This window comes from Williamsia sp. 1138 (assembly GCF_002095435.2).
Taxonomy (GTDB): Bacteria; Actinomycetota; Actinomycetes; order Mycobacteriales; family Mycobacteriaceae; genus Williamsia.
Genome location: NZ_MJEJ02000016.1, coordinates 1 through 24,285 on the forward strand (window position 1 = coordinate 1; position 24,285 = coordinate 24,285).

The following is a 24,285-nucleotide window of genomic DNA, read 5'->3' on the forward strand; positions in this document are numbered from 1 at the left end:
GGGCCGTGCTCGGCGATGGCGGTGGTGAACATGTCGATCGCGGCGGGCTTGTTTTCGGTGTACTCGATGCGCCAGCAGACCGGGTGGCGGGAGAACACGTCGATCGCGAGGTAGAGCTTGTAGCGGTCGTCGTTGGTCGGGCCGTGCAGGTCGGTGATGTCCCAGGACCACAACTGACCCGGGCCGCTGGCATGAATGATTGGTTTGGATCGACTGTGGTTGCCGGGGCTGCTGTGGTGGCCGCGGCGGCGGTCACCGACCGTGCCGTAGCGCGCAGCGATCCGGTAGAACGTGCGTGGTGAGCAACCGATCTCACGCTTGTCGAAAGCGCGCCAATATGTTTGCTGCACAGACAGATCCGCGTATTCTTCACGGTTCAATATCTCGACAATGACCTCTTCTTCGGTGGCGGTCAGCGCAGCCGGCTGGAACCGCTGCGTGTGCGGCACCGGATCCTGGACCGGCTTGTAATGACGGTAACCGCGCTCGATCCGGTAGTAGGTCGAGCGAGCCAGACCGGTCAATGCGCATGCGGCTTTGACCCCGATCCAGGTGTGAGTGGCCAAGGCGGTGACCAACTCGGTCAGGAAAGATGATGTCGCTTGAGCCAGGCCTGGTACTGCTCGGCGCTCATCAACGCCGGTGGGATCTGCGGACCCTCGTCCTCGGTCGAGCTCTTGGTGATCCCGTCCAAGAGCTCGAAGGCTTTTCCCATGATCTCCAACGCCGCCTCGGACTGGGCGTTCTTCTTCTCCAACCGGGCGACTTTGGCGCGCAACCGGGCCAGCTCAGCGCGGTCTTGGCTGTCCATGCGGTCCCTCGTTTTGTCGGCGGCAGCGACCATCGAGTCACTGAACGCACCAGACTCGCGGGCCTCTAACCACTCTCGCACGGTCGCCCGAGTCAGGTTGTACTCACGCATCAACCGAGTCTTGGCGCCGCGTTGCACCGCCAGGTCCCAGCGCTGCAAAAACGCAACCCGGAACGCGATCGGGAACGACCGCCGCCCCTTCGCTGACCGTCCAATCGGGATATCGATCGGGGTATCCAACAAATCCATGTCACACTCCATCCCCACCACCCCTACCACACCTTGTGTCTTACGACCAGGATGGCAGAGAGGGTGTGACCGGTGGGTGGTGCAAAAACGGGTGGGGGGTGGCTCGTCTCAGCCGGCGCGGGAGAAGTTCTCGGTGAGTTCGCCGATGATCTGCGGCCACAGCGGTTCGGGGATGTCGTGGCCCATGTCGTCGATCAGGACGAGCCTGGACCCCTTGACCGCGCGGGCGATCGCCTTGCCGCCCGACGGACGCATCAGACCGTCGACCTTGCCGTGGATGACCACGGTCGGAGCCGTGATGGCAGTTGTGTACTTCTTCAGGCTCCCGGTACCCATCACCGCCGCCGTTTGCCGGACGATCCCCGCGGGGTCATGCGCGCGGTCATAGGCAAGCCCCGCTCGACGCAACGACTCCTCCCACGGCAGCGCATACTTCGGACTGCCGATGGTCCGCATCGCCTTCGCGGCGTTCTCGACGTACTGCTCGCGGGTCGCGCCCTTCCCGGGCCCGGTCAGCAGTGCTTTCAGCTTCCGTGGATCCGGTGGTGGCAGGAATGCCTCGTTGGTGCTCGAGAACAGGATGGCGACCGACAACACCCGGTCGGGATACTTGCCCGCTAGGACCTGGGTGATCATGCCGCCCATCGAGCCGCCGACGATGTGGGCCTGCTCGATGCCGAGTGCATCCAGTAATCCGACGGCGTCGTCGGCCATGTCCACCAGCGTGTACGGCACGTCGCTGGGCAGTCCCAGTTCGTGTTTGGCAAGCCGGGCCAGGCCGGTCAGTGCGTTTCCGCCGACCCTGGCCCCATCCAGGTGCGTCGACAACCCGATGTCGCGATTGTCGAAGCGGATGACCCGGTAGCCGTGTTCGACGATCGACATACAGAACTCGGTCTGCCAGAAGGTGAGCTGAGCGCTCAGGCCCATGATCAGCAGAACGGCGGGATCCTTCGGATCGCCCAGGTCTTCGTAGGCGATCGTGATGTCACCGACCTGCGCAGTACCGATGTGATGTCTGGTCGCACCCTCGGGATGCTGCTGGGTCTCACTCATCCGCCCGACCCTAATGCACCGCCCGTGGAGTCAAGCGTTTTTGCGAAGCAACGGCTGAGCGGGCTGTCTCGATAACGCCCGAAGCCAGGGGTCGGTTCATATCCCAGCGCCTCGTACAGCGAGATCGCCTCCGGCTGGCGGGTACCGGTCTCGAGCCGGATCGTCGACATCTCGAGTTCTCGGGCCCGCTTCTCCACCGCCGCCATGAGGTTTCGGGCGAGGCCACGTCCGCGGAAGTCGGAGCCGACGAACAGCCGTTTGACTTCACCGAGGTCCGGACCCACCGAGACGAGGATGACGCACCCTGCTGCTTTCTCATCGACGAACGCGACGAAATGGTCACTCGTCGCAGCGATCGGGTCCGCATCGAGGTCATCGTCCCCGGGGTAGCGAACGCGCAGCTCGGCGAGAGCGGCGCCGACGAGACGCCGCACATCGGGGTCGTCTGCACCACGCCTGTCGATGTGCATTGGCACACCGTAGAGCGTGGCAGGCACAATCTGGGCATGGCCTCCCGCTCATTCCAGCAAGTCGACGTGTTCGTATCCGGCTCCCTCACCGGAAACCCGGTAGCCGTGGTCTTCGATGCGGACGACTTGACCGACGAACAGATGGCGGCCTTCGCCCGCTGGACCAACCTGTCGGAGACCACGTTCTTCACCACGCCACGTGATCCGTCGGCCGACTACGGATTGCGCATCTTCACCCCCGGTGAAGAACTGCCGTTTGCCGGGCACCCGACGCTCGGCTCGGCCCATGCCTGGCTGCGGGCAGGCGGTGAACCGAAGGCCGGCACCATCATTCAGGAGTGCGGAGTCGGCTTGATCTCCATCCGCCGTGACGGTGACGCCCTGGCCTTTGCGGCGCCCCCGCTGGTCAGATCCGGCCCTGTCGACGCTGCCGACCTCGACGTCATCCATCGCGCCCTCGGACTGCGTCCCTCCGATGTGGTCGCATCCAACTGGGTGGACAACGGACCCCGATGGATCGGCCTGCTGCTGACCTCGGCGCAACGAGTCCTCGAGGTCCGCCCGGATTTCGCCGCCCTGGGGACGTTGCATGTCGGTTTGATCGGCCCGTACCGAGACAGCGGACCGCAGGACCGTCCCGACTACGAGGTCCGGGCGTTCGTTCCCGAGATCGGCGTACCCGAAGATCCGGTGACCGGCAGCCTCAACGCCGGCTTCGCGACCTGGTTGCGTGCCGAGAAGATTGCCCCCGAACGCTACGTCGCGTCGCAGGGCACCGCTCTGGGTCGGGCGGGTCGGGTGTTCATCGACGACGACGGCACGAACATCTGGGTGGGCGGCCGCAGCTCGACGGTCATCGCCGGCGAGGTCGATCTCCGACATGGGTGAGCAAGCCCCGGCGCAGACGGCCGATGCCGAAGAGAAGAGCAACAAGCAACTCAAGAAGGAGCGGCGCCGGACGCCGCCGCCTGATCCCGAGCCGGTCGGTGCACTGATCGACGCCCACACCCATCTGGCGGCCTGCGGAGGCCGTGACCCGGAGGCGGTGACACAGATCCTCGATCACGCCGAGTCGGTCGGTGTGCGGGCTGTCGTGACCGTTGCCGACGACATGGTCGACGCCCGCTGGGCCGTGGATGCGGCGCGATGGGACGACCGCGCCTACGCTGCGATCGCACTGCATCCAACCCACGCCCATCAACTCGACGACGCAGCCAAGGCCGAACTCGAGCAGATGCTTGCCGACCCCAGGGTGGTGTCGGTCGGGGAGACCGGCCTCGATTACTACTGGCCCGGAAAATCAGACGACTGCGCGACGGTGCCACAGCAGCACGAGGCCTTCGCGTGGCACATCGACCTCGCCAAGCGGGTCGACAAACCGCTGATGATCCACAACCGTGAAGCGGACCGGGACCTGCTGGACGTGTTGGAGCGCGAAGGGGCGCCGGAGACGGTGATCATGCACTGCTTCTCCGGAGACGAGAACATCGCAGCCGAATGCGTCGAGCGTGGGTACCTGTTGAGTTTCGCGGGGACGGTGAGCTTCAAGAACTCCACCACGTTGCAGGCTGCGGCGCGGCGGGTGCCGGATCACCTGTTGCTGATCGAGACCGATGCGCCGTTCCTCACCCCGCATCCGTATCGCGGCCAGCCGAATCAGTCGTACGTCCTGCCCTACACCGCGAGGGCGCTGGCGGAGGTCCGGGGGTGCCCGCCAGAGCACGTTGCCCGGTCTGTTACCGAAAACGCGATTCGCGCGTATCGCCTGGACCTGCAATAACACAGGTTGCTTTGCACGAACAACACCATCTCGTTATCTTGTTGTGATCATGTCTGTGTTTTCTCGTATCAACGAATCGACCTCGCGTACCCCGCGCATCGCCATCGCGATGATCCTCATCGTGCTGATCGCCGGCGGCGTCATGGGGACCGCGATGTATAAAAACGTCAAGATCGACGTCGACGGCAAGGTCGTCGAGGTCGCCACGATGCGTGGCTCGGTCGACGGGATTCTCGATGAGCAAGGTCTGAACCCGGCCGACGGCGACCTCGTTGCCCCCGCGCCCGACTCCGGAGTGGGCGACGGCGAGACCATCACTCTCCACCGGCTCAAGACGCTGACGGTGAACGTCGACGGGCAGCCGAAAGAGATCAAGACGACCGCGACGACCGTTGAGGCCGCGCTCGCAGAGGTCAACCTCGATTCCGCCGCCAACGACATCGAGGGCCCGGCGACCGATCAGCTCCCGGTCTCCGGCGGCACGGTGAACGTGGTGCTCCCGAAGAAGGTCACGCTCACCGACGGCAAAGACAAAACCGTCAAGGCCATCGCCGCGAAGACCGTCGCCGAACTGCTCGAGGACGCCGGCAACCCGCTGGCGCCGACTGATGAGGTCACCCCGGCCGCAGACACCCCGGTGACCGACAACATGAACATCACCGTGACCCGGATCCGCACCGAAGAGGTGACGGTGACCGAACCGGTGGCACCTCCCGAGAACAAGACGGATGACCCCGAGCTGATCTCCGGCCGCAAGGTCGTCAAGAAGCCGGGCACACCTGGTGAGCAGGAGGTCACGTATTCCGTGACCACCGTCAACGGTGAAGAGACCGACAAGAAGAAGCTCTCGGCCGAGGTCCGGGTGGAGCCGATCGCCGCCGAGGTTGCCGTCGGCACCAAGCCGGGCGCCCCGTACGTACCGCCGGGCTCGGTCTGGGACAGGCTCGCGCAGTGCGAGGCGACGGGAAACTGGGCCATCAACACCGGCAACGGCTTCTACGGTGGCGTGCAGTTCGATCAGAACACCTGGGATCGCTGGGGCGGACAGGAGTACGCGCCGCGTGCCGACCTCGCGACCCGCGAGGAGCAGATCGCAATTGCCACCAAGACCCAGGCCGCGCAAGGATGGGGCGCATGGCCATCTTGCTCGTCGAAACTCGGTTTGGGCTGACGACCATTCCCTCCGCTGCACCTGAAGGCGCGCGGTGAGCGCGACGCCGTTGTTCCTGGGTCCTGCGGAGATCCGTGAGCTCGCGGCAGATCTCGACATCCGGCCCACGAAAACGCTCGGTCAGAACTTCGTGCACGACGCAAACACCGTGCGCCGCATCGTCACCGCCTCCGGTGTCGGTGGCGATGACATCGTGCTTGAGGTGGGTCCGGGGCTCGGTTCCCTGACTCTGGGATTGCTGGCGACCGCTCGTCAGGTGCTCGCCGTCGAGATCGATCCGGTTCTCGCCGGCCGACTACCGGAGACGGTGGCCGATCGGGCGCCGGATCAGGCGGCCGCGCTGACCGTCATTCCCGGAGATGCGCTCAAGGTCACAGCAGCCGACCTTCCTGCCATGCCGACAGCGCTGGTGGCGAACCTGCCCTACAACGTCGCGGTGCCGGTGCTGATCCACCTCATGTCCGAACTGCCCAGCATCCAGACCGCTTTGGTGATGGTGCAATTGGAGGTGGCGCAGCGTCTTGCAGCAGGCCCTGGTGGCCGCATCTACGGCGTCCCGAGCGTGAAAGCGCGGTTTTTCGGTGAGGTGTCCCAAGCCGGTTCGGTCGGTCGCAGCGTTTTCTGGCCGGAACCCAAGGTCGAGTCGGGTCTGGTGCGCATCCGCCGCTATCCGGAGGCCCCGTGGCCCGTCGACGAGACGCATCGCAAGAAGGTCTTCTCAGTTGTCGACGCCGCTTTTGCTCAGCGGCGCAAGACTTTACGCGGCGCCCTGGCCGGTTTGGCCGGCTCGCCGGTCAAGGCCGAGGAGTGGTTGCGTGGCGCCGGAATCGACCCGGGATTGCGCGGCGAACGACTCGCGATCGAAGACTATGTGGCGCTTGCCGCGCAGCTCGATTAGGCGGGCCGCATAGACTTGGACACCGTGTTGTCTGTCGTCCCTCGCCCCGTCACAGTCCGGGTACCCGCCAAGGTGAATCTGCACCTCGGTGTGGGTTTGCCGCGCCGTGACGGCTATCACGAACTGACGACCGTCTTCCAGGCCCTCTCGCTGTCCGACACCATCTCGGTGGTTCCGGCCGACGCGTTGTCGATCTCCGTCACCGGTGAGAGCGCTCGCGAGGTCCCCGTCGATGGGACGAACCTGGCGTGGCGGGCAGCCGAACTCATGGCCAGGGTCGCAGGTCGCGAACCCGCGGCCGCGATCTCGATCGTCAAGGGCATCCCGGTGGCCGGCGGTATGGCCGGCGGCAGCGCCGATGCCGCAGGCACGCTGGTGGCGTTGGCGCGGATGTGGCACCTGGACATCAGTCGCGACAAGATGCGCGATCTGGCAGCTGAATTGGGCAGCGACGTCCCGTTCTCGCTCCGCGGTGGGACGGCACTCGGCACCGGCCGCGGTGAGAAACTCACCACCGTGCTCTCCCGCGGCGAGTACCACTGGGTGCTGGCGGTGGCCAAAGAAGGTCTCAGTACCCCCGACGTCTTTCGCGAGCTCGATCACCTGCGAGAAAACTATTCGTCCGCCGACGACACCGGCACCTACACAGAATCACCCGACGAGTTGCTGCAGGCGCTCGCTTCCGGGGACCCGAGGAGAGTTGCGGATTTGCTGCACAACGACATGCAACCGGCGGCGCTGTCCATGCGCCCGGCGCTGCGCCGAACCCTGCGCGCAGGAGTGGATGCCGGCGCCCTCGCGGGCATCATCTCCGGCTCCGGACCGACCTGTGCGTTCCTGTGCACCGATTCCGATGCTGCGGTCGCCACCGCCGCCGAGCTGTCCGGCGCCGGCGTGTGCCGCGCAGTACGTACCGCGACCGGCCCGGTGGCCGGCGCCCGACTGATCGACGGTTCGCTATGACATCGGCACGTAAGCAAGGCGCCAACCTGATCTCTGTCGAGAACATCAGCAAGTCGTTCGGGATCAAACCCTTGCTGGAGTCGGTGAGCCTGGGCGTTCAAGAGGGAGACCGCATCGGTGTCGTCGGCCTCAACGGCGGCGGCAAGACGACGATGCTGGAGATCCTGGCCGGTCTCGAACCACCCGACAGCGGCCGGGTTGCCCGTGGCAGCGGCCTGCGTATGGCGGTCGTCACACAGCGTGGGCATCTCCCGCCCGAATCCACCATCGGGCAGATCGTGCTGGGTCCGCTCGATGTGGCCGAGCACGAATGGGCGGGCGACGCCCGCATCCGTTCCGTGCTCGCGGGAATCGGTATCGGGGCACTGGGTTTGGATACCCCGGTCACCTCACTCTCGGGCGGCCAGCGACGACGGGTCGCGTTGGCGGCGGCACTGGTGCAGGACCTCGACCTGCTGATCCTCGACGAGCCGACCAACCACCTCGATCTCGAGGGCATCGCCTGGCTGGCAGACCATCTCGTCAACCGCCGCAGCGCACTCGTGGTCGTGACCCACGATCGCTGGTTCCTAGACACCGTCGCCACCACCACGTGGGAAGTGCAGAACGGCACCGTCGAAAGCTACGAGGGTGGTTACAACGACTGGGTCTACGCCCGCGCCGAACGGACGCGGCTGTCCGACGCCGCCGAGGAACGTCGCCAGAACCTGGCCCGCAAAGAACTCGCCTGGCTGCGTCGTGGCCCGCCCGCCCGTACCTCGAAGCCGAAGTACCGCATCCAGGCTGCCGAGAAGCTGATCGCGGATGTGCCGCCGCCGCGGGATTCGGTGGCGCTGGCCAGTTTTGCCAAGCGCCGCCTCGGCAAGGTCGTGATCGAGCTCGAGGACGCGACCCTCACGACCCCGGACGGCCGGGTACTGGTCGACGACCTCACCTGGCGGCTCGCACCCGGCGAGCGGATCGGTCTGGTGGGCATCAACGGTTCGGGCAAGACGACGCTGCTGCGCGCCCTCGCCGGTGAGGTCCCCCCGGCCGCCGGCAAACGCATCGAAGGTCAGACAGTCGAAATCGGCTGGCTCCGGCAGGAACTCGACGATCTTCCCACCAACATGCGCGTGATCGAGGCCGTGGAGGACGTTGCCGGCCGGATCGAGCTGGGCGGAAAGGACGTGTCTGCAGGCCAGTTGGCCGAACGCCTCGGCTTCACCCCGGCGCGCCAGCGCACCCCGGTGGGCGATCTGTCCGGTGGCGAACGTCGCCGGTTGCAGCTGACCCGGGTGCTGATGGCGCAACCCAACGTGCTGCTTCTCGACGAGCCGACGAACGACCTCGACATCGACACGCTGCAACAACTCGAGGACCTGCTCGACAATTGGGCTGGAACCCTGGTGGTCATCAGCCACGACCGATTCCTGATCGAGCGCATCTGCGAGAGCACCTGGGCGTTGTTCGGTGACAAGAAGCTGACGAATCTCCCGGGCGGCATCGAGCAGTACCTCAAGAAGCTGGCCTCCGGACCCGCTGCGGTGTCGGCGGCGCCGTCGACTCGGTCCGAGGGTTCGGCCGCGAAGAGCCCCGGGGGCAAGGGTTCCGGCGCCCAGCGGGATATGGAGAAGGCGCTCAAGAAGGTCGAACGCCAGGTGCAGCGCCTTGTCGTGAAGGAAAAGGAACTGCACGAGAAGCTGGCAACGGCCGGCACGGATGCCGATCGTTTGATCGAGCTGGGCGTGGAGCTCAAATCCGTGGTGGCAGAGCGTGAAGCTGCGGAAGAGTCGTGGCTCGAACTGGCCGAAGAAGTCGGCTGAGAAGGAGAAGGTCGGTGTCATTCATCCGCACGTCGGTGGGAAACGGTGTCGGCGAGATCATTCTCGACCGGCCGAAGGCGCTCAATGCGCTCGATCAGACGATGGTCGACGACATGTTCCCCATCCTCACCGAGTGGGCGGATGACCCGTCGGTGGAACTGGTACTGGTGACCTCGGCAAGCGATCGCGCGTTCTGCGCAGGCGGCGACATCCGGGCGATTCGCGACGCTGCGGTCGCCGGTGACAACGCCGCCGTGACCCGCTACTTCAGTGCGGAGTACGAACTCGACCAACTGGTCGCGGAGTACCCGAAGCCCTACGTGTCATTGATCGACGGCGCCGCGATGGGTGGTGGCCTCGGGATCAGCGTGCACGGAGAGGTGCGGGTGGTGAGCGAGAAGGCCGTGATCGCGATGCCGGAGACGGCCATCGGTTTCATGCCCGACATCGGCTCGACCTACTTTCTCCCGCGACTGCCCGCCGGCGTCGGGCTCTGGCTCGGTCTCACGGGCGCCCGCGTGCGCGGAGCCGACGCCGTCGCGGTGGGTCTGGCCACGCATTACGTGCCCAGCGCCAAGATCGGTGAGCTGGCCGACGCAATCCGCTCCGGGACCCCGCTGGCCCAGGCACTGAACGGGCGCGCCGAAGACGCGTCCCGCACCGACCTCCCGCTGGCCAAGATCGCCGAGTACTTCAGCGACGATCCGGTGAACGCGATCATCGGTGGTCTGCGTGGGGCGGTGGGAGACGACTGGGCGGCGGAGATGGTCACCCTGCTCGAGCAGGCCTCACCGACCAGCCTCGTGGTCACCGCGGCGATGATCGAACTCGGCGCACGTTCCACCCTCGACGAATGTCTCGAGCGGGAGCTGCACGCCGCCGAACAGATCACGAGGACCCCGGACTTCGTCGAAGGAGTACGAGCGGTGCTCGTCGACAAAGATCGCAACCCGTCGTTCAAACCTGCCGATCTGCTCGATGTCGACCCCGACCTGGTCACCCGAATCATCGGCTGACGCGTTCGTCGTCGATCCGGTACCGCGGTTCAGGCGGCACTAGCCGCGTTCGTCGCCTACGCTCGTTGAACTAGTGGGTCGTTTGACCCAGTTGTGAGCGGGCGAAGGGCGTGAGCGTGGCGAGGATCTCGGTGGCGCGGCGCAGAGATCTGCTGGTCGCAGCCGCATTCCGGGTGATTGCCGAGCATGGGGTCGAAGCTGCGACCACCAGACGGATCAGCGCCGAGGCCGAGATGTCGCTGGCGAGCTTCCACTATGCCTTCGAATCACGGAACGAACTGCTCGCCGAATTGGTGGCGCGCGGAACCTCTGACGAGTTCGCGGCCGTCACCGCCCCGTTGACCCCGCCGGCCCGATCGGTCGACCCGTGGACCTTGCCGGACGATATCGGCGAGCTTCTCAAGGCAGGGCTGACGTCGTACCTCGACAGCGTCGTGGCAGACCCGGGTCGCGAAGCCGCGATGATCACCCTCGCCCAGTACGCACGTCGCACCGAGGGGCTCGAGCATTTCGCCCGGCGCCTGTACGAGCGCTACTACGAGATCGCCCAGGCCTCGCTCGAAGCCGCCGCCGAGGCGATGGATGTCTGCTGGGCGACGGACCCGCAGGAGTTGGCGCCGCTGGTGGTGGCTGCGACGGACGGGCTCACCCTGGCCTATCTCAACACCGGTGACCGGGGCATCGCAGAGCGGATCATCGACTCCACGGTCGCCATGCTGCGCGGTCATGTGACGCCGCGATGACCGTGCTCACCCCGAATCGGGTCTCGAACCGATGGATCAGTCTGTTCGCGCTGGCGTGGGTCGGGATCTGGATGGCCCAACTGGCCCCGTTCCAATTGTCCTTGCCAGAGCAGATCAATGACTGGCTGGGGTTCGGAGATCAACTGCGGCAGGACAATTGGCAGCAGAGCGTGACCACGTTCGGCACGATCTCGGGGATGTCGGCGCTGTGCGCCCTGATCACCTTTCCCGTGGCGGGTGCACTCAGTGACCGCACCGGTAGTCGATTCGGCCGGCGACGGCCGTGGATCCTCGGCGGCGTTCTGCTCTTTGCTGCCGGGCTCATCCTGCTCGGGATGCAAGACACCTACTGGGGTCTGGCGATCTGCTGGTGCCTCGCGCTGACCGGTTTCAGTGCGGCGTCGGCCGCCTTGACCGCGATGATCAGCGATCAGGTCCCGGTAGCTCAACGCGGCGTCGTCTCGAGTTGGGTGTCCGCGCCGCAGGCGATCGGCACCATCGTCGGCATCGCGGTCCTGTCGGTACTCGCGCTCGGGTTTCTTGCCGGGTACGCGGTGCTCGCGGTGTTGCTGATCGCCCTCGTGGCACCGTTCCTGTGGTTCGTCGAGGATGCACCTGTGCCGCACCATGATCGCGCCCCGGTCACCGTTCGGCACCTGCTGTCCGAACTCTGGATCTCTCCACGCGAGCAACCCGACTTCGGGTGGACCCTGCTCGGCCGGATCCTCGTCAACGTCGGGAACGCCCTGGGCACCTCACTGCTGTTCTTCTACCTGCAGTTCGGCCTCGAGGTCTCCGATCCCGAGATGTCGTTGCTGCTGCTGACCGCTGTCTACATGGTGTTCGTCATCGGGGCGTCGGTGATGTCGGGTGTACTCAGTGACCGGATCGGCAGACGCAAACCTTTTGTCCTGGTCGCCGGCGTACTGCAAGGGGTCGCGGCCGTGGTCATCGCGGTGATCCCGAGCCTGCCCTCGACGATGGTCGCCGCGGCCCTTCTCGGCGCGGGCTTCGGATGCTTTCTCGCCGTCGACCAGGCACTGGCCACCCAGGTACTACCCGACGCCGACCACTACGGAAAAGATTTGGGAATTATGAACATAGCGATGGCCGTACCGCAGGCGCTCGGACCACTCCTGGGGGCGGCGATCGTGCACGCGACGTCGGGATTCGCCGGACTGTTCGTTGCCTCCGCGATCTTCGGAGTGCTCGGCGGGATCTCGGTGCTGCAGGTCAGGAGTGTGCGATGACCGATCTCGATCTCGGCAGCGCGGTCATGCGGCCGCAGTGGCCTTGGGACGCCGACCCCGAGAGCTATTGGGGTGCAATCGATCATGCCGTTGAATCCTATGGAACTGCGGACAGCCCGGTCGCCGTCCTCGAGTTGTCCGCCCTGCGACACAACCTCGCAGACCTCCGGGCGCGGGCCGCGGGAGTGCCGATCCGGGTGGCGTCGAAGTCGTTGCGGGTGCGCTCGGTCATCGAGCAGATCGTGGCTGTCGAAGGATTTGCCGGAGTGCTCGCCTATGACGTGGCCGAAGCACACTGGCTGGCCACGACGGGTGGCATCGGCGATGTGTTGGTCGGATACCCGTCACCGAACCCGCGCGCGATCGCGGCGCTGGTGGCCGATCCCGTTGCCGCGGCGCGGGTCACCTTGCTGGTGGATTCGGTGGAACAGCTCGGGCTCATCGGGAGGGCGATCGCAGGCGCGTCCGGCGACGTGCGGATCGCCATCGACCTCGATGCCTCATACAAGACACCGCTGCTCGGGCACATCGGGGTACGGCGATCGCCGGTGCGCACCGAGGCCCAGGCGGTGGAACTCGCGCACCACATCGTCGACCGAGAGCGGATGACGTTGGTGGGCGTGATGTCGTACGAGGCACAGGTTGCCGGGGTCGGGAACGAGGTGCCCGGGAAGCGGCTGCGCAACAGCGTCATCGGCGACATGCAGCGACGTTCGATGATCGAGCTCATCGAGCGCCGTGGTGCCGTCGTGGCGGCGATCCGAGAGATCGCCGACCTGGAGTTCGTCAACGCAGGGGGTACCGGGTCGATCGAGGCGACGGCGCTCGATCCGTCGATCACCGACATCGCGGCGGGCAGCGGCTTCTTCGGTGGTCACCTCTTCGACAACTACGCACACTTCAAGCCTGCCCCCGCAATGTCCTTCGCGCTATCGGTTGCGCGCGTCCCCGCCAGAGGGATGGTGACCTGCCTGGGTGGTGGCTGGGTCGCCTCCGGTCCGCCCGGGCCGGACCGGCTTCCGTTGCCGGTCTGGCCACCGGGGCTCGAGTATGTGACCCGCGAGGGGGCCGGCGAGGTGCAGACCCCGCTACAGGGCACACAGGCGCGGAGGATGACCGTCGGTGATCGGGTGTGGTTGCGTCACACAAAATCCGGTGAGCTCAGTGAGCACGTGAACGAGGTGTTGATCGTCGATGGTGACGCGGTGGTGGGCGAGCTGCCCACATACCGAGGTGAGGGGAAGTGTTTTCTGTGAGCGAGCATGCGCCATCGAGAGCGACACCGACTTCGGGAACGTGGCGGAACTGGGGCCGCACCGAGTCGGTCGTTCCGGCGCAGGTGCGCACTCCCCGCGCGGTGGACGACGTCGCTGCGGCGATCGCCGACGCCCGCGCCGGTGGGTTGACGGTCAAACCGGTCGGCTCAGGACACAGTTTCAGCGCGATCGCCCTCGCGCCCGGCATCCAGTTGGACATGTCTGCGATGCGCGGACTGGTGTCGGTGGATGCCGACGCCGCGCAGGCCACCTTTCGGGCGGGCACCACGTTGCACGAGATACCGGACCTGCTGGCGCCCCACGGACTCGCGATGCCCAATCTCGGCGACGTCGACGCCCAGACGCTCTCCGGTGCGACGTCGACCGGAACGCACGGAACGGGTGCGGCGTTCGGCGGGATCAGCACCCAGATCGTCGGTCTCGAGATCGTCACCGGGACGGGGGAGGTGCGAAGGATCGACGGCGCCCGGCCGGAGTTGCTCTCTGCCGCCGCGCTCGGTCTCGGAGCTCTCGGGGTGGTCACGGAGATCACGCTGCAGTGTGTTCCGAGCTTCGGGTTACATGCGTACGAGGGGCCGGAGCCGATCGACGACGTGATCGATTCGTTCCTGGACTCTGTTGCCGTCCATGACCACTACGAGTTCTACTGGTTCCCGCACACCGGGTTCGCCTTGACGAAGAAGAACGTCAGGGTGGACGCTGACGTGCCGGCTCAGGGGCCGGGCAGGGTGCGTCGTTACATCGACGACGAACTCCTGAGCAACGGGCTCTTCGGTGTGCTGTGCGCGGTGGGGGCCCGGGCGCCGAAGGTGGTCCCGAAGCTGAACTCACTGGCCGCCAATGCGCTGTCGGCACGCACCTACATCGATTCGTCCACCCGGGTGTTCGTGTCGTCGCGCACCGTGCGATTCCGAGAGATGGAATATGCGCTACCGATCGAACGGATACCGGAGGCGCTGAATCAGATTCGCGAGTTGATCATGCGACGCCGCTACAGGATCAGCTTCCCGCTGGAAGTGCGGGCCGCCGCAGCGGACGACCTCATGTTGTCGACCGCCGGCGGTCGAGCCTCGGGCTACATAGCCGTGCACCGGTTTCACCGAGATCGGATGGACGGTTACTTCGACGACGTCGAGGAGATCATGGTGTCCCACGGGGGCAGACCGCACTGGGGGAAGATGCATACGCGAGACGCCGGGTACCTGCGCACCGTGTACCCCCGGTTCGACGACTTCCTCGCCGTGCGTGCGGACTTCGATCCGGACCGCGTGTTCGCCAATCCTTATCTGCACTCAGTACTCGGGGCCTGAGAAGCCGGGCCCGGGAAGACACAAGGGGGAGTACGACGATGAACGGTGTCGGATCGACAGAGGCGCTCGGGCCGGAGATCTCGCGACGGAAGCTACTCGGTGCGGCGGCGGCCGGTACCGTTGTCGCCGGGACGGCGAGCGTGATCGGGTTGGGCGCGCCCGGCCTCGCGAGCGCGGCGTCCGCCGGTTACCTGGTGGGCGCAGGACGGGCCGACATGACCGGAGCCGTTGCAGGACAGGGAATGATGGGGTACTCGCAGCCCCAGCAGATCGCAGAAGGACTGCACATGCGGTACTGGGCGCGGGCCTTCATCATCGTCGACAGCGCCACGGGCAATCGGGTCGCCTTCGTCACCGCCGATTCGGCGTGCCTGTTCGAGTCGATCCATCTCGGGGTGCTGCGCGCGCTGAGAAAAAGATATGGTGCGCTCTACACAGAGGCCAATGTGAACCTCAATGCGACGCACAATCACAACTCGTGTGGTGGAACGGCCTGGGACTACGCATATTCGCTGGCAGCATTCGGATTCAAGAAGAACTCGTACGACGCCGAGGTGAGCGGCATCGTCGAGGCCATCGCCCGGGCTCACGAGTCGTTGGCGCCCGGCACGATAAGCCTGGGCCGCAGCGAGTTACACAATGCCAGTGCCCAGCGCTCGAAAGCTGCCTTCGACAACAATCCCCCCGAGGACAAGAAAGTGTTCCCGGGTGCGGTGGATCCGGCCGTGACAGTGCTGCGGCTGGCCCAGGGCGGCAACGACATCGGGGTGATCACCTGGTTCTCGACCCACGGCACATCCATCGCCGATCACAACCGATTGATCACGGTCGACAACAAGGGCTACGCGAGTCACCGGTGGGAATCCGATGAACCCGGTGTGGTGGCGGCGTTTCCGCAGACCAACGCCGGAGACATGTCGCCGAATCTGAACCTGGTGCCGTTCAGTCCCTCCGGCCCCACCAAGGACAACAGGGCGAATTGCGCGATCATCGGCGAGCGTCAGTACCAGGCCGGACGCGCGGCACTCGCGGACAGTTCGGCGATGACCCGCGCCGGTGTCGACTCCGTTGTCCACTACGTGGACTTCTCCGACGTCGCGATCGACGGTTCGTACACCCCCGACGGCAAGGCGGCCAGGACCAGCCCGGCGATGATGGGCGCCGGTGCCGTCGCCACCAGCACCGAAGACAACTTCGAGCAACCGCTGCCGTTCTTCTACGAAGGTCAGGTCAACCCGCTGGTTGCAGCTCTGGGCGGACTCGACGCACCCGTCTCGCCGTGGATACGGGACGTGCAGGCCCCCAAGCTGGTCGCCTTTCCCCTCGGTCTGCTGCCGCCCTGGCCGTGGATTCCGCAGGTCATGCCCGTCCAGATCATGCGGATCGGCGATCTGGTGCTTGCGGCAGCACCAGCGGAGTTCACCATCGTGTCCGGGTTGCGGGTGCGACGGGTGGTCGCGAACGCGCTCCGGGTGCCTCTGGACAATGTCTTGCTGCAGGGCTTCGCGAATGGGTACAGCCAGTACGTCACCACGCCCGAAGAATATGTGTCGCAACAGTACGAGGGCGGCGAGACGCAGTTCGGGCGGTGGACACTGCCGGCGTACATGCAGAGTTTCGACCAGCTGGCGAGTGCGCTGGCGCGCGGAACCGATCTGGGCCACGGCCCCGCGCCACTGGACAAGTCGAGCATCCAGCCGGATCTGGTGCCGCCGCCTCCACCCGATGCGCCGGTGGCAGGCCGCCGGTTCGGTGACGTGATCACCGCGCCGAAACCCGCGTATCGCGCGGGGGAGAGCGCGGTCGCCGAGTTCGTCGGAGCGCACCCGAACAACAACCTGCGCCGGTCGGACACCTACCTCGAGGTCGAGCAGCGTACGGGCGACGGCTGGACCCGGGTGTTCGACGACAATTCATGGTCGACGGAGTTGCACTGGTCACGCCCACCGGGCAGCCTCGACGCGTCGATCATCAAGGTGCTCTGGGCGATTCCGGTGGGTACCTCGGGAACCTTTCGGATCCGGTACTTCGGTGACCGGAAGAACTCGGCGGGACAGGTCGCCGGGTTCACCGGAACGTCGCGAGCGTTCGACGTCACCGCCTGAGCGCGCTCAACGACTGGTGGTGAACCAACCCGACAGTGCGACGGTCGGCAGTGGTGCGGACTGGGTCGGCTCGGGTTCGGCGTCGTCCAGAGGCGCAAACGGATTGCCGAAGACCCGGGTGGCGGTAGGGCAGATGAACTTGCCCGCGACGCCCTCGGCCGAGAGCGCGGTGATCGTCATCGAGCAGCTGTCTCCCTGGAACGTGTTGTCGCCCAGCGCTATCGCCACCCGAGCATTGACCCGGGTGGCCACGGTCAGGTCCCCGACAAGCATGTCGATGGTGACGCCGTCTGCTGCCGGTCCTTTGAAGAGGAACAGCAAACTGTCGAGCGGCACCGCCGGATCCGCATTGCCCCAACGCCCGAAGCTGTAGCAGTCGGCCTGACCGGCCGCTCCGCTGACGAGTACCGTCGCCGCCCCCTTGCCGAACGCGAAGTCCTGCAAACTGTGATCGATTGCGGCACTCGGGGGCTCGCGGCCGCACTCGCTGCCGGCGACCTTTGCGTTGGGGGCCTGCGACGGCGCCGGGGCCAGATCCGAGGACGAGGCCCCTGACGACTCCGGCGGCTCCGACCGATCACCACACCCGCCGAGGACCAGCCCGCCGGCGACCACCGCGGCTGCCACGCGCATGACGCCGAGCCGCATCATCAATCCGCCGTCGCCACCAACGGTTCGAGGGTGAGGTCGCTGTGCTCTTTCTCGATGTACTGCAGGCGCCACTTGTCGCTGACGAGGGCCAGCAACGCGCCGTCGGAGCGTGTGAACACCTCGACACCGCGCTGACGGCCCAGTTCGTCCGCGCTGGTCGCATCCGTGCGACGCGCCAGCGTGTAGGGCAGGGGCTGGAAACTGGTGTCGACGCCGAACTCGGTCTTCATCCGGGCTGTCACGACCTCGAATTGCATCGGTCCCACCGCAGCCAGGACCGGCGAGGCATCGCCGCGGATGTCATTGCGCAGCACCTGTACAACGCCCTCGGAGTCGAGTTGATCGATGGCCTTGCGGAACTGCTTGTACTTACCTGCCGATTCGGCGCGGAGCATCGAGAAGTGCTCGGGCGCGAACGAGGGGATCGGCGGGTACTGCACCTTGGTGTCGACGTACAGGGTGTCGCCGGGCGCGAGGGCCATGGCGTTCACCAAACCCACGACGTCGCCCGGGTACGCGGTGTCGACGGTCGCTCGGGTCTGGCCGAACATCGCCTGCGCGTACTTGGTGGCAAAGGGTTTACCGGTCTGGGCGTGCGTGACGACCATGCCGCGTTCGAACTCGCCGGACACGATGCGCATGTAGGCCAGTCGGTCTCGGTGCGAGGAATCCATCCCGGCCTGGACCTTGAACACCACGGCGCTGAACGGGTCGGTGACCTCGCGGACGGTCTCGTCGATGGCCTCCCGGCCCTGCGGGGGTGGCGCGAGTTCGACCAGGGTCTGGAGCAGTTGACGCACCCCGAAATTGAGCATCGCGGAGGAGAAGATCATCGGCGAGGTCTGACCGGCCAGGAACATCTCCTGGTCGTGGTCCTGGCCCATCTCCGAGAGGAGTTCGCTCTCCTCGACCGCGTTCATCCAGTCGTCACCCTCCTTCTCCAGTGCCGCGTCGGCATCGAGGAGTTCTTCGGGGGCGATGGTCGCGCCACCTGCGGTACGGGTGAAGCGGATGTAGTCACCGGTGGTCCGGTCGAGCAGGCCTTTGAAGTCACCGGCGATACCGACCGGGACATACAGCGGGGTCGGGGTGAGGCCGATGCGCTCGGAGATCTCGTCGATGAGCTCGAGCGGGGTCCGACCCGGCCGGTCCCACTTGTTGACGATGGTGATGATGGGGATCCCGCGGTGCCGACAGACCTGGAACAGCTTGAGGGTCTGGGGCTCGAGGCCCTTGGCGGCATCGATGAGCATCACCGCGGCGTCGACCGCGGTCAGGACCCGGTAGGTGTCCTCGGAGAAGTCGGCGTGGCCGGGTGTGTCGACGAGATTGATGACCGTGATGTCGTCGGAGTCGGGGCCGTCGAGGCGGTAGTTCAACTGCAGGGCGGTCGAGCTGACGGAGATACCGCGCGCCTTCTCCATCTCCATCCAGTCGGAGACCGTGGAGCGCCTGCCGGCCTTGCCGTGGATGGCGCCGGCTTCGCTGATCATGCGTGCGTGCAGCGCCAACGCCTCGGTCATCGTCGACTTACCGGCGTCCGGGTGGGAGATGATCGCGAAGGTGCGCCGGCGAGCGACCTCGCGGGCCACGACCGAACGAACGGCCGTGGATCCGGTAGCAGCAGCATCAGTCACTCGGGCAAGGTTACAGACCTACCCCGAGCAGGCACTAATCCGCCGAGCGTGCCAAAACCGCCGCCGAGCGTGCCACAACGACAGCGCCCGCGGCGGCCGAGGTCACTCGAAGGGGACCGGCGGGAGTTTGACGACCTGCGCTGCGTAGCTGAGCCCGGCGCCATAGCCGAGGAGCAGCGCGGTGTCGCCGGGCTTTGCCTTGCCGCGGGAGAGCAGGTCTTCCATGGCCAGCGGGATCGACGCGGCGGAGGTGTTGCCCGTGTACTCGATGTCGTTCGCGACGACGGCGTCCTCGCGCAGCTTGAGGCCGCGGGCGAGGAGTTCGTTGATCCGTGAGTTCGCCTGGTGGGGGACGAAGACGTCGAGATCTTTGGCGTCGATCTTCGCGGCATCGAGTGCGCGCTGCGCGGCCTTGCCCATCTCGAAGGCTGCCCAGCGGAAGACGCTTGTGCCCTCCATGCGGAGGTAGGGACGTTGCTTGCGGTCGCCGTTGAGGAAGGTCATCCAGTCGATGTCCTGGCGGATCGCGTCGTACTGCGAGCCGTCACTGCCCCAGATGACCGGGCCGACACTCTGCTCTTCGGCTGCACCGAGGACCACTGCGCCCGCGCCGTCGCCGAAGATGAAGCAGTTGCTGCGGTCGGTGGGATCGAGGGTGACCGAGAGCTGCTCGGAACCGATGACCAGCACATTGGTGGCGCTGCCCGCGCGGATCATGTCGGCGCCGAGGCCCATCGCGTAGCCGAAGCCCGCGCAACCGACGGTGACGTCGAACGCCGGTACACCGTTGGCGCCGAGCGCGGTGGCGACAGCGGTCGCGGCTGCCGGGGTCAGCAGCAGGTGGGTGTTGGTCGCGACGATGACGGCGTCGATGTCCGAGCCGCTGATCAGGGCGTTGGCGATGGCCTTACGGCCGCAGTCGACGGCCATCGTGGTGGCTGATTCCTCGGGCGCGCAGAACCGGCGGGTCTTGATGCCGGTACGGGTATAGATCCATTCATCGCTGGAGTCGATCTGCTCGCAGATCTCCTCATTGGTGACAACGCGGTCCGGTCGGTAGGCGCCGATTCCGAGAATCCCGACGTTGTTGATTCCGGTCTTGTCAGCGATGACAGGCATAGCGTTCCTCTTTTCATTGCGGCTTGCACGATGTATCGGTCGGCCGGCACAGCTTGTAACAGGTTAGTTCAGAGCGACGGCGAAATCTGCGAGCAGGTCACCATGCATGGACTTGATTCTGGGCGTCCTCGAGACTGCGGCCGATCAGCAATTCGATCGCATCGGCCGCGTTCTCGAGCAGCAGCGGCACGTCCGGACGCTCGGTGGTCGAGAAAGGCTTGAGGACGAAGTCGGCGGGATCCTGGCGACCCGGCGGGCGTCCGACTCCGAGTCTGACCCGCAGGTAGTCCTTGCTGCCGAGAGCCTGTGAGATCGACCTCAGCCCGTTGTGACCGCCCTCGCCGCCACCGCGCTTGAGCCGAACCGCGCCGAAATCGATGTCGAGTTCGTCGTGCACGGCGATCAGCGACTCCGGTGACGTCGAATAGAACGCGGCCAGAGGGCCCACCTGGCGACCGGACTCATTCATGAAACACGTCGGTTTCGCCAGGACCACAGACGTGCCACCGAGCCGTCCGACAGCGACCTGCGCCCCGGACTTCTTGTGGGTCTTGAACTTCTCTCCGAGCTTGGCTGCGAGGTGATCGACTGCCATCGCCCCCACGTTGTGGCGGGTCTTCTCGTATCGGCTGCCGGGATTTCCCAGGCCGACAATCACGATCGCATCGGTCACGCGGCCATTCTGTCATCCACGCCGAGCAAGACCTGCGCGGTGCGTCGGGCGATGTCCCCGGCGTCGCGTTGTGCACCCGCCGTTCTCGCGACGATGCTGCCCTCGTGGAGGAGGGTGAGCTGGCCCGCGAGAAAGGCGGGATCCGGATATTCGGCTGCGGCGCAGGTGTATTCGAACAGATCACGCACCCAGGTCTTCTCTTCGACGATGATCGGGACACCGGGGTGCTCGGTGCCGCCGAGCTCGGCGTACGCGTTGACGAAACCGCAGCCGCGACCCCACGACGCCATCCACTGATCGGTGGCATCGAACACTGCAAGAGACTGCTCGGCGCCGACTGCCTTGTCGGCGATGGCGTCGAGGACCAGCGTGCGCCAGCGCAGACTGCGTCGGTGTAGATACGCGACGATCAACCCGTCTTTGGAGCCGAACCGGTCGTAGATGGTCTTCTTGGTGGTGTCGGCGGCCTCGGCGATCGACTCGACGCCGACTGCTCGAATCCCGTGGCGATAGAACAACGTGCCCGCCGCAGACAAAATGCGTTCGGCGGCCGGGGTCATCGGGGCTTCGACGGGCAAGGACAGTGTTGCGGCAGCGTTCACGGTGGTTCCTCCTGATCGCCAGAAAAATACACTGCAAGTATACCGACCGGTGTGTTTACCTGTTGGCATGTTCAAGGCTTCGGTGTTGTTGGTTCTGATGTGGAGCTCGGGGTACCTGGGCGCCGAGATGGCGGCCAGGTATTCGTCGTGGCACATGCTGCTCAGTTGCCGGTTCGCGGTGGCGGCCGTTCTGCTGATCGGCTTCTGCGTGGTCAGGCAGCTGCGCATCACCCGCGCCGGGATCGCGCGTCAGGTGGGTCTCGGAGTCGTGATGCAGGGGCTCTACCTCGGCGCCATCAGCGCTGCGGTGGGTGCGGGTCTGAGTCCCGGGATCACCGCTCTCATCTGTTCGCTACAACCACTGGTCGTCGCGGCCGTCGCAGTACCGGTTCTCGGTGAGCGGATAGGGCCCCGCGAATGGCTCGGGCTTGCCGTCGGCATCGTCGGAGTCGGGCTCGTCGTCGGAGGAAAGATGAATTCCGGCGGCGCCCCGTGGTGGGCTTACCTGATGTGCGTGGGCGGCATGCTCGCCTTGGTCAGCGGGACACTGACGCAACGACGGATCGCATCTCGCGAGCCGATGGCCGCTGCTCTCGCGGTGCAATGCGTGGTGGGCGCCGTCATCTTCTGGATCGTCAATGCCATTGTGGGAGAGACGGTTCCGCCGATCACCTTCGATTTCGCGTGGTCGTTGGCCTGGGCGGTCGGTTTCGCGACCTTCGGTGGCTGGGGTGCCTACATGTGGGTCAACAGGGAAGCGGGCCCCATGCACGCGAGCACCCTTCTGCTGCTCGTCCCGCCGGCCACGATCCTCATCGCCTGGCCGATGTTCGGTGACCCCATCGGGCCATGGGAAATCGTCGGCGTGGCGGTGAGCGCTGTCGGTGTCGCCATCAAACTGATCGGCGGACGGGCGCAGTCAGCGGACCAGCAGACTGCGCCACAACGAACTCCGGCCCGCGACACCGAAGTGCGCGGACCGGAGTTGGTGCGTGAGTGACGCAGTGACTACTCGCTCTCGGCGGGGGCCTCTTCGCCCTCTTCGGCCGGAGCCTCAGGGTCGGCGTCGGACTCGGTCTCGGCCTTCTGGGCCTCGTTGACGGCCACGATGAGCGTCTCGGGATCGGACACCAGGGTCACACCTTCGGGCAGCGTGAGTTCGGCAGCGGTGACGGAGAACCCGGCGACGGCGTCTTCGACAGACACGACGATCTGCTCCGGGATCGAGAGCACGTCGGCTTCGATCTCCACGAAGCTGGCATCCTGGGTGACCAGGTTGCCGGGAGCGGCGTCGCCCTCGGTCACGATGGCGACCTCGACGGTCACCTTTTCGCCGCGGGTGATGACGACGAAGTCGGCGTGTTCGATGTAGTTGCGGATCGGGTGCACGTCGACCTGCTTGGTCAGCGCGAGCTGCTCGCCTTCGCCCTCGATCTTCAGGTCGACGACGGCGTTGAGGCCGTTGTTACGCAGGACGGCCGCGAAGTCGCGGGCCGGGACCAGCAGGTGGCGGGGGGTCGAGCCGTGGCCGTAGAGAACGGCTGGCACATTGCCTTCGCGGCGGGCGCGGCGCGAGGCACCCTTGCCGCTCTCGGTGCGGAGCGAAACATTGATAACGCTGGCCTGATTGGCATTTGCCATGATGGTGTCTCCTCGGGTGATGCGGGTCTGGGGTCTGCGGGTCACGGCATACGTCGGTGACAGCCACAGTCCACCCTGAGAGGAAGACCACGCCGCGCCGATCACGGTGACATCAGGTCACCCTCGCCGAGACAACGGGCCAAACTATACCGCGCCAGGGCAAATAGTCTTAATCGCCCGGTCCTACCAGCGGGAATCCGCCTGCCTGCGACGCCATCGAGTAGCGTCGCGGCCATGGCAGAAAAGTCCCCCGCAGAGATTTCGCAACTGTTCCTCGAGGCGCTGGCGCTCGACGACCCGACGACCGCGCTGACCTACGTCGACCCCGACATCGCGTACACCAACGTCGGGTTCGCCCCGATTCACGGCAAACGACGCGTCGCGAAGTTCTTCAAGGTGATGGAGAATCCGCGGGTTGGCTTCGGGGTCCAGTTCATCAACGTCACGGCAGACGGCTCGGTCGTGCTGACAGAACGGATCGACGAACTCAGCGTCGGCAGATTTCGGCTGCAGTTCTGGGTCTGCGGCCGGTTCGAGGTGCACGACGGACTCATCACCGTCTGGCGTGACTACTTCGACTTCTTCCAGTTCTTCGTCAAGGCGCCGCTGCGAGGGTTGGTCGCCCTTGCCTTGCCGGGCACTCAGAAACCGTTGCCGAAGCCGACCGTGACCGGAGTCGCGTCGATCGGCTGAATCTTCGCGCGGACTACAGGATCTCGTCGACCGATTCGACCGGCCGGGTGAGCCGCGTGCCCTTGTCGGTGACGACGAAAGGCCGTTCGATCAGAATCGGATTGGTCGCCATCGCGTCGAGCAACTGGTCGTCGGTGGCGTCGGCGAGGTCGAGTTCTTTGTAGAGTGCCTCACGTTTGCGGACCGCCTGGCGCACGTCGAGGCCGGCGTCGGAGATCATCTTCTCCAGTGCGATTCGGCTCGGCGGCGTTTCCAGGTACTTGACGATCGTCGGCTCGACACCTGCATCTCGCATGTGCTGCAGGGTCTTGCGCGAGGTCGAGCACTTGGGGTTGTGATAGATCGTCGCGGCCATCGGGCTTCGG

The 24,285-nt window shown here is 65.8% G+C and carries 25 protein-coding genes; 14 read left to right on the forward strand and 11 right to left on the reverse strand.

Going from position 1 to position 24,285, the window contains the following annotated elements; genetic code table 11:
* The 4 genes from BH683_RS01135 to BH683_RS01150 form a co-directional block, all read right to left on the reverse strand.
* The coding region (locus BH683_RS01135; protein WP_143695939.1) for a DDE-type integrase/transposase/recombinase at nucleotides 1–578 on the reverse strand (578 nt) is incomplete at its 3' end.
* A 5-nt stretch (nucleotides 579–583) separates the two neighbouring features.
* Nucleotides 584–1,060 carry a hypothetical protein gene (locus BH683_RS01140; protein ID WP_084834288.1) on the reverse strand — a complete coding sequence of 159 codons (477 nt, stop codon included), beginning with the start codon at nucleotides 1,058–1,060 and terminating at the stop codon, nucleotides 584–586.
* Nucleotides 1,061–1,168: 108 nt separating this feature from the next.
* Complete coding sequence (locus BH683_RS01145; protein ID WP_084834435.1) at nucleotides 1,169–2,116, reverse strand: alpha/beta hydrolase; 948 nt, start codon at nucleotides 2,114–2,116, stop codon at nucleotides 1,169–1,171.
* On the reverse strand, nucleotides 2,113–2,586 hold the full coding sequence (locus tag BH683_RS01150; protein ID WP_143695948.1) for a GNAT family N-acetyltransferase: 474 nt from the start codon (nucleotides 2,584–2,586) through the stop codon (nucleotides 2,113–2,115). The genes BH683_RS01145 and BH683_RS01150 overlap by 4 nt, the downstream gene beginning before the upstream one ends.
* 36 nt (nucleotides 2,587–2,622) lie before the next feature.
* Here BH683_RS01150 and BH683_RS01155 point away from each other — a divergent pair, with 36 nt between their 5' ends.
* From BH683_RS01155 to BH683_RS01210, 12 genes are all read left to right on the forward strand, one after another.
* A complete protein-coding gene (locus tag BH683_RS01155) occupies nucleotides 2,623–3,474 on the forward strand; it encodes a PhzF family phenazine biosynthesis protein (RefSeq protein WP_084834437.1) in 852 nt (283 codons plus the stop codon).
* Nucleotides 3,467–4,366 carry a TatD family hydrolase gene (locus tag BH683_RS01160; protein ID WP_084834438.1) on the forward strand — a complete coding sequence of 300 codons (900 nt, stop codon included), beginning with the start codon at nucleotides 3,467–3,469 and terminating at the stop codon, nucleotides 4,364–4,366. The genes BH683_RS01155 and BH683_RS01160 overlap by 8 nt, the downstream gene beginning before the upstream one ends.
* A 49-nt stretch (nucleotides 4,367–4,415) precedes the next feature.
* The gene (locus BH683_RS01165) at nucleotides 4,416–5,537 is read left to right on the forward strand and encodes a resuscitation-promoting factor (RefSeq protein ID WP_084834462.1); all 1,122 of its coding nucleotides are present in this window, start codon (nucleotides 4,416–4,418) and stop codon (nucleotides 5,535–5,537) included.
* Nucleotides 5,538–5,571: 34 nt separating this feature from the next.
* Nucleotides 5,572–6,435 carry a 16S rRNA (adenine(1518)-N(6)/adenine(1519)-N(6))-dimethyltransferase RsmA gene (gene rsmA, locus BH683_RS01170; RefSeq protein WP_084834439.1) on the forward strand — a complete coding sequence of 288 codons (864 nt, stop codon included), beginning with the start codon at nucleotides 5,572–5,574 and terminating at the stop codon, nucleotides 6,433–6,435.
* A 24-nt stretch (nucleotides 6,436–6,459) separates the two neighbouring features.
* On the forward strand, nucleotides 6,460–7,398 hold the full coding sequence (locus BH683_RS01175; RefSeq protein WP_084834463.1) for a 4-(cytidine 5'-diphospho)-2-C-methyl-D-erythritol kinase: 939 nt from the start codon (nucleotides 6,460–6,462) through the stop codon (nucleotides 7,396–7,398).
* Nucleotides 7,395–9,203: an ABC-F family ATP-binding cassette domain-containing protein gene (locus BH683_RS01180; RefSeq protein ID WP_084834440.1), complete on the forward strand. Its 1,809-nt coding sequence runs from the start codon at nucleotides 7,395–7,397 to the stop codon at nucleotides 9,201–9,203. Before BH683_RS01175 ends, BH683_RS01180 begins: the two co-directional genes overlap by 4 nt.
* A 14-nt stretch (nucleotides 9,204–9,217) precedes the next feature.
* Entirely contained in the window at nucleotides 9,218–10,219 is a 1,002-nt protein-coding gene (locus BH683_RS01185; protein WP_084834441.1) for an enoyl-CoA hydratase/isomerase family protein, read from the forward strand.
* Nucleotides 10,220–10,329: 110 nt separating this feature from the next.
* Complete coding sequence (locus tag BH683_RS01190; protein ID WP_246833132.1) at nucleotides 10,330–10,962, forward strand: TetR family transcriptional regulator; 633 nt, start codon at nucleotides 10,330–10,332, stop codon at nucleotides 10,960–10,962.
* A complete protein-coding gene (locus BH683_RS01195; protein WP_084834442.1) occupies nucleotides 10,959–12,212 on the forward strand; it encodes an MFS transporter in 1,254 nt (417 codons plus the stop codon). The genes BH683_RS01190 and BH683_RS01195 overlap by 4 nt, the downstream gene beginning before the upstream one ends.
* Nucleotides 12,209–13,468 carry an alanine racemase gene (locus tag BH683_RS01200; protein WP_084834443.1) on the forward strand — a complete coding sequence of 420 codons (1,260 nt, stop codon included), beginning with the start codon at nucleotides 12,209–12,211 and terminating at the stop codon, nucleotides 13,466–13,468. Before BH683_RS01195 ends, BH683_RS01200 begins: the two co-directional genes overlap by 4 nt.
* Entirely contained in the window at nucleotides 13,465–14,799 is a 1,335-nt protein-coding gene (locus BH683_RS01205) for a D-arabinono-1,4-lactone oxidase (protein ID WP_084834444.1), read from the forward strand. The genes BH683_RS01200 and BH683_RS01205 overlap by 4 nt, the downstream gene beginning before the upstream one ends.
* 38 nt (nucleotides 14,800–14,837) lie before the next feature.
* The gene (locus BH683_RS01210) at nucleotides 14,838–16,904 is read left to right on the forward strand and encodes a neutral/alkaline ceramidase (protein ID WP_084834445.1); all 2,067 of its coding nucleotides are present in this window, start codon (nucleotides 14,838–14,840) and stop codon (nucleotides 16,902–16,904) included.
* Nucleotides 16,905–16,910: 6 nt separating this feature from the next.
* Here BH683_RS01210 and BH683_RS01215 read toward each other — a convergent pair whose 3' ends face one another.
* The 5 genes from BH683_RS01215 to BH683_RS01235 form a co-directional block, all read right to left on the reverse strand.
* Nucleotides 16,911–17,555, reverse strand: coding sequence for a hypothetical protein (locus tag BH683_RS01215; protein ID WP_084834446.1), 645 nt, complete (start codon nucleotides 17,553–17,555; stop codon nucleotides 16,911–16,913).
* Entirely contained in the window at nucleotides 17,555–19,147 is a 1,593-nt protein-coding gene (locus tag BH683_RS01220; RefSeq protein WP_246833133.1) for a peptide chain release factor 3, read from the reverse strand. Before BH683_RS01220 ends, BH683_RS01215 begins: the two co-directional genes overlap by 1 nt.
* A 147-nt stretch (nucleotides 19,148–19,294) precedes the next feature.
* Nucleotides 19,295–20,311 carry a beta-ketoacyl-ACP synthase III gene (locus tag BH683_RS01225; RefSeq protein ID WP_084834448.1) on the reverse strand — a complete coding sequence of 339 codons (1,017 nt, stop codon included), beginning with the start codon at nucleotides 20,309–20,311 and terminating at the stop codon, nucleotides 19,295–19,297.
* A 97-nt stretch (nucleotides 20,312–20,408) separates the two neighbouring features.
* The gene (gene pth, locus BH683_RS01230) at nucleotides 20,409–20,984 is read right to left on the reverse strand and encodes an aminoacyl-tRNA hydrolase (RefSeq protein ID WP_084834449.1); all 576 of its coding nucleotides are present in this window, start codon (nucleotides 20,982–20,984) and stop codon (nucleotides 20,409–20,411) included.
* The gene (locus BH683_RS01235; protein ID WP_084834450.1) at nucleotides 20,981–21,586 is read right to left on the reverse strand and encodes a TetR/AcrR family transcriptional regulator; all 606 of its coding nucleotides are present in this window, start codon (nucleotides 21,584–21,586) and stop codon (nucleotides 20,981–20,983) included. Before BH683_RS01235 ends, pth begins: the two co-directional genes overlap by 4 nt.
* Before the next feature lie 67 nt (nucleotides 21,587–21,653).
* Here BH683_RS01235 and BH683_RS01240 point away from each other — a divergent pair, with 67 nt between their 5' ends.
* A complete protein-coding gene (locus tag BH683_RS01240; RefSeq protein WP_168186938.1) occupies nucleotides 21,654–22,586 on the forward strand; it encodes a DMT family transporter in 933 nt (310 codons plus the stop codon).
* A gap of 8 nt (nucleotides 22,587–22,594) precedes the next feature.
* Here BH683_RS01240 and BH683_RS01245 read toward each other — a convergent pair whose 3' ends face one another.
* Nucleotides 22,595–23,227, reverse strand: a complete 633-nt coding sequence (locus BH683_RS01245) for a 50S ribosomal protein L25/general stress protein Ctc (RefSeq protein WP_084834465.1) — start codon at nucleotides 23,225–23,227, stop codon at nucleotides 22,595–22,597.
* A gap of 234 nt (nucleotides 23,228–23,461) precedes the next feature.
* On the opposite strand from BH683_RS01245, the gene BH683_RS01250 reads away from it, so the two are divergent.
* Nucleotides 23,462–23,920 (forward strand): limonene-1,2-epoxide hydrolase family protein, encoded by a 459-nt coding sequence (locus BH683_RS01250; RefSeq protein WP_084834452.1) that lies wholly within the window; start codon nucleotides 23,462–23,464, stop codon nucleotides 23,918–23,920.
* 13 nt (nucleotides 23,921–23,933) lie between these two features.
* Here the strand turns inward: BH683_RS01250 and arsC are convergent, their stop codons facing one another.
* Nucleotides 23,934–24,275, reverse strand: a complete 342-nt coding sequence (gene arsC, locus BH683_RS01255) for an arsenate reductase (glutaredoxin) (protein ID WP_084834453.1) — start codon at nucleotides 24,273–24,275, stop codon at nucleotides 23,934–23,936.
* Between the last annotated feature and the right edge of the window lie 10 nt (nucleotides 24,276–24,285).

Coding starts and splice junctions, on each gene's coding strand:
- BH683_RS01180 (WP_084834440.1), top strand. CDS start 7,395: ATGACATCGGCACGTAAGCAAGGCGCCAACCTGATCTCTGTCGAGAAC.
- BH683_RS01250 (WP_084834452.1), top strand. CDS start 23,462: ATGGCAGAAAAGTCCCCCGCAGAGATTTCGCAACTGTTCCTCGAGGCG.
- BH683_RS01240 (WP_168186938.1), top strand. CDS start 21,654: ATGTTCAAGGCTTCGGTGTTGTTGGTTCTGATGTGGAGCTCGGGGTAC.
- BH683_RS01225 (WP_084834448.1), bottom strand. CDS start 20,311: ATGCCTGTCATCGCTGACAAGACCGGAATCAACAACGTCGGGATTCTC.
- BH683_RS01200 (WP_084834443.1), top strand. CDS start 12,209: ATGACCGATCTCGATCTCGGCAGCGCGGTCATGCGGCCGCAGTGGCCT.
- BH683_RS01245 (WP_084834465.1), bottom strand. CDS start 23,227: ATGGCAAATGCCAATCAGGCCAGCGTTATCAATGTTTCGCTCCGCACC.
- BH683_RS01155 (WP_084834437.1), top strand. CDS start 2,623: ATGGCCTCCCGCTCATTCCAGCAAGTCGACGTGTTCGTATCCGGCTCC.
- BH683_RS01140 (WP_084834288.1), bottom strand. CDS start 1,060: ATGGATTTGTTGGATACCCCGATCGATATCCCGATTGGACGGTCAGCG.
- arsC (WP_084834453.1), bottom strand. CDS start 24,275: ATGGCCGCGACGATCTATCACAACCCCAAGTGCTCGACCTCGCGCAAG.
- BH683_RS01145 (WP_084834435.1), bottom strand. CDS start 2,116: ATGAGTGAGACCCAGCAGCATCCCGAGGGTGCGACCAGACATCACATC.
- BH683_RS01150 (WP_143695948.1), bottom strand. CDS start 2,586: ATGCACATCGACAGGCGTGGTGCAGACGACCCCGATGTGCGGCGTCTC.
- BH683_RS01165 (WP_084834462.1), top strand. CDS start 4,416: ATGTCTGTGTTTTCTCGTATCAACGAATCGACCTCGCGTACCCCGCGC.
- BH683_RS01210 (WP_084834445.1), top strand. CDS start 14,838: ATGAACGGTGTCGGATCGACAGAGGCGCTCGGGCCGGAGATCTCGCGA.
- BH683_RS01215 (WP_084834446.1), bottom strand. CDS start 17,555: ATGATGCGGCTCGGCGTCATGCGCGTGGCAGCCGCGGTGGTCGCCGGC.
- BH683_RS01195 (WP_084834442.1), top strand. CDS start 10,959: ATGACCGTGCTCACCCCGAATCGGGTCTCGAACCGATGGATCAGTCTG.
- BH683_RS01160 (WP_084834438.1), top strand. CDS start 3,467: ATGGGTGAGCAAGCCCCGGCGCAGACGGCCGATGCCGAAGAGAAGAGC.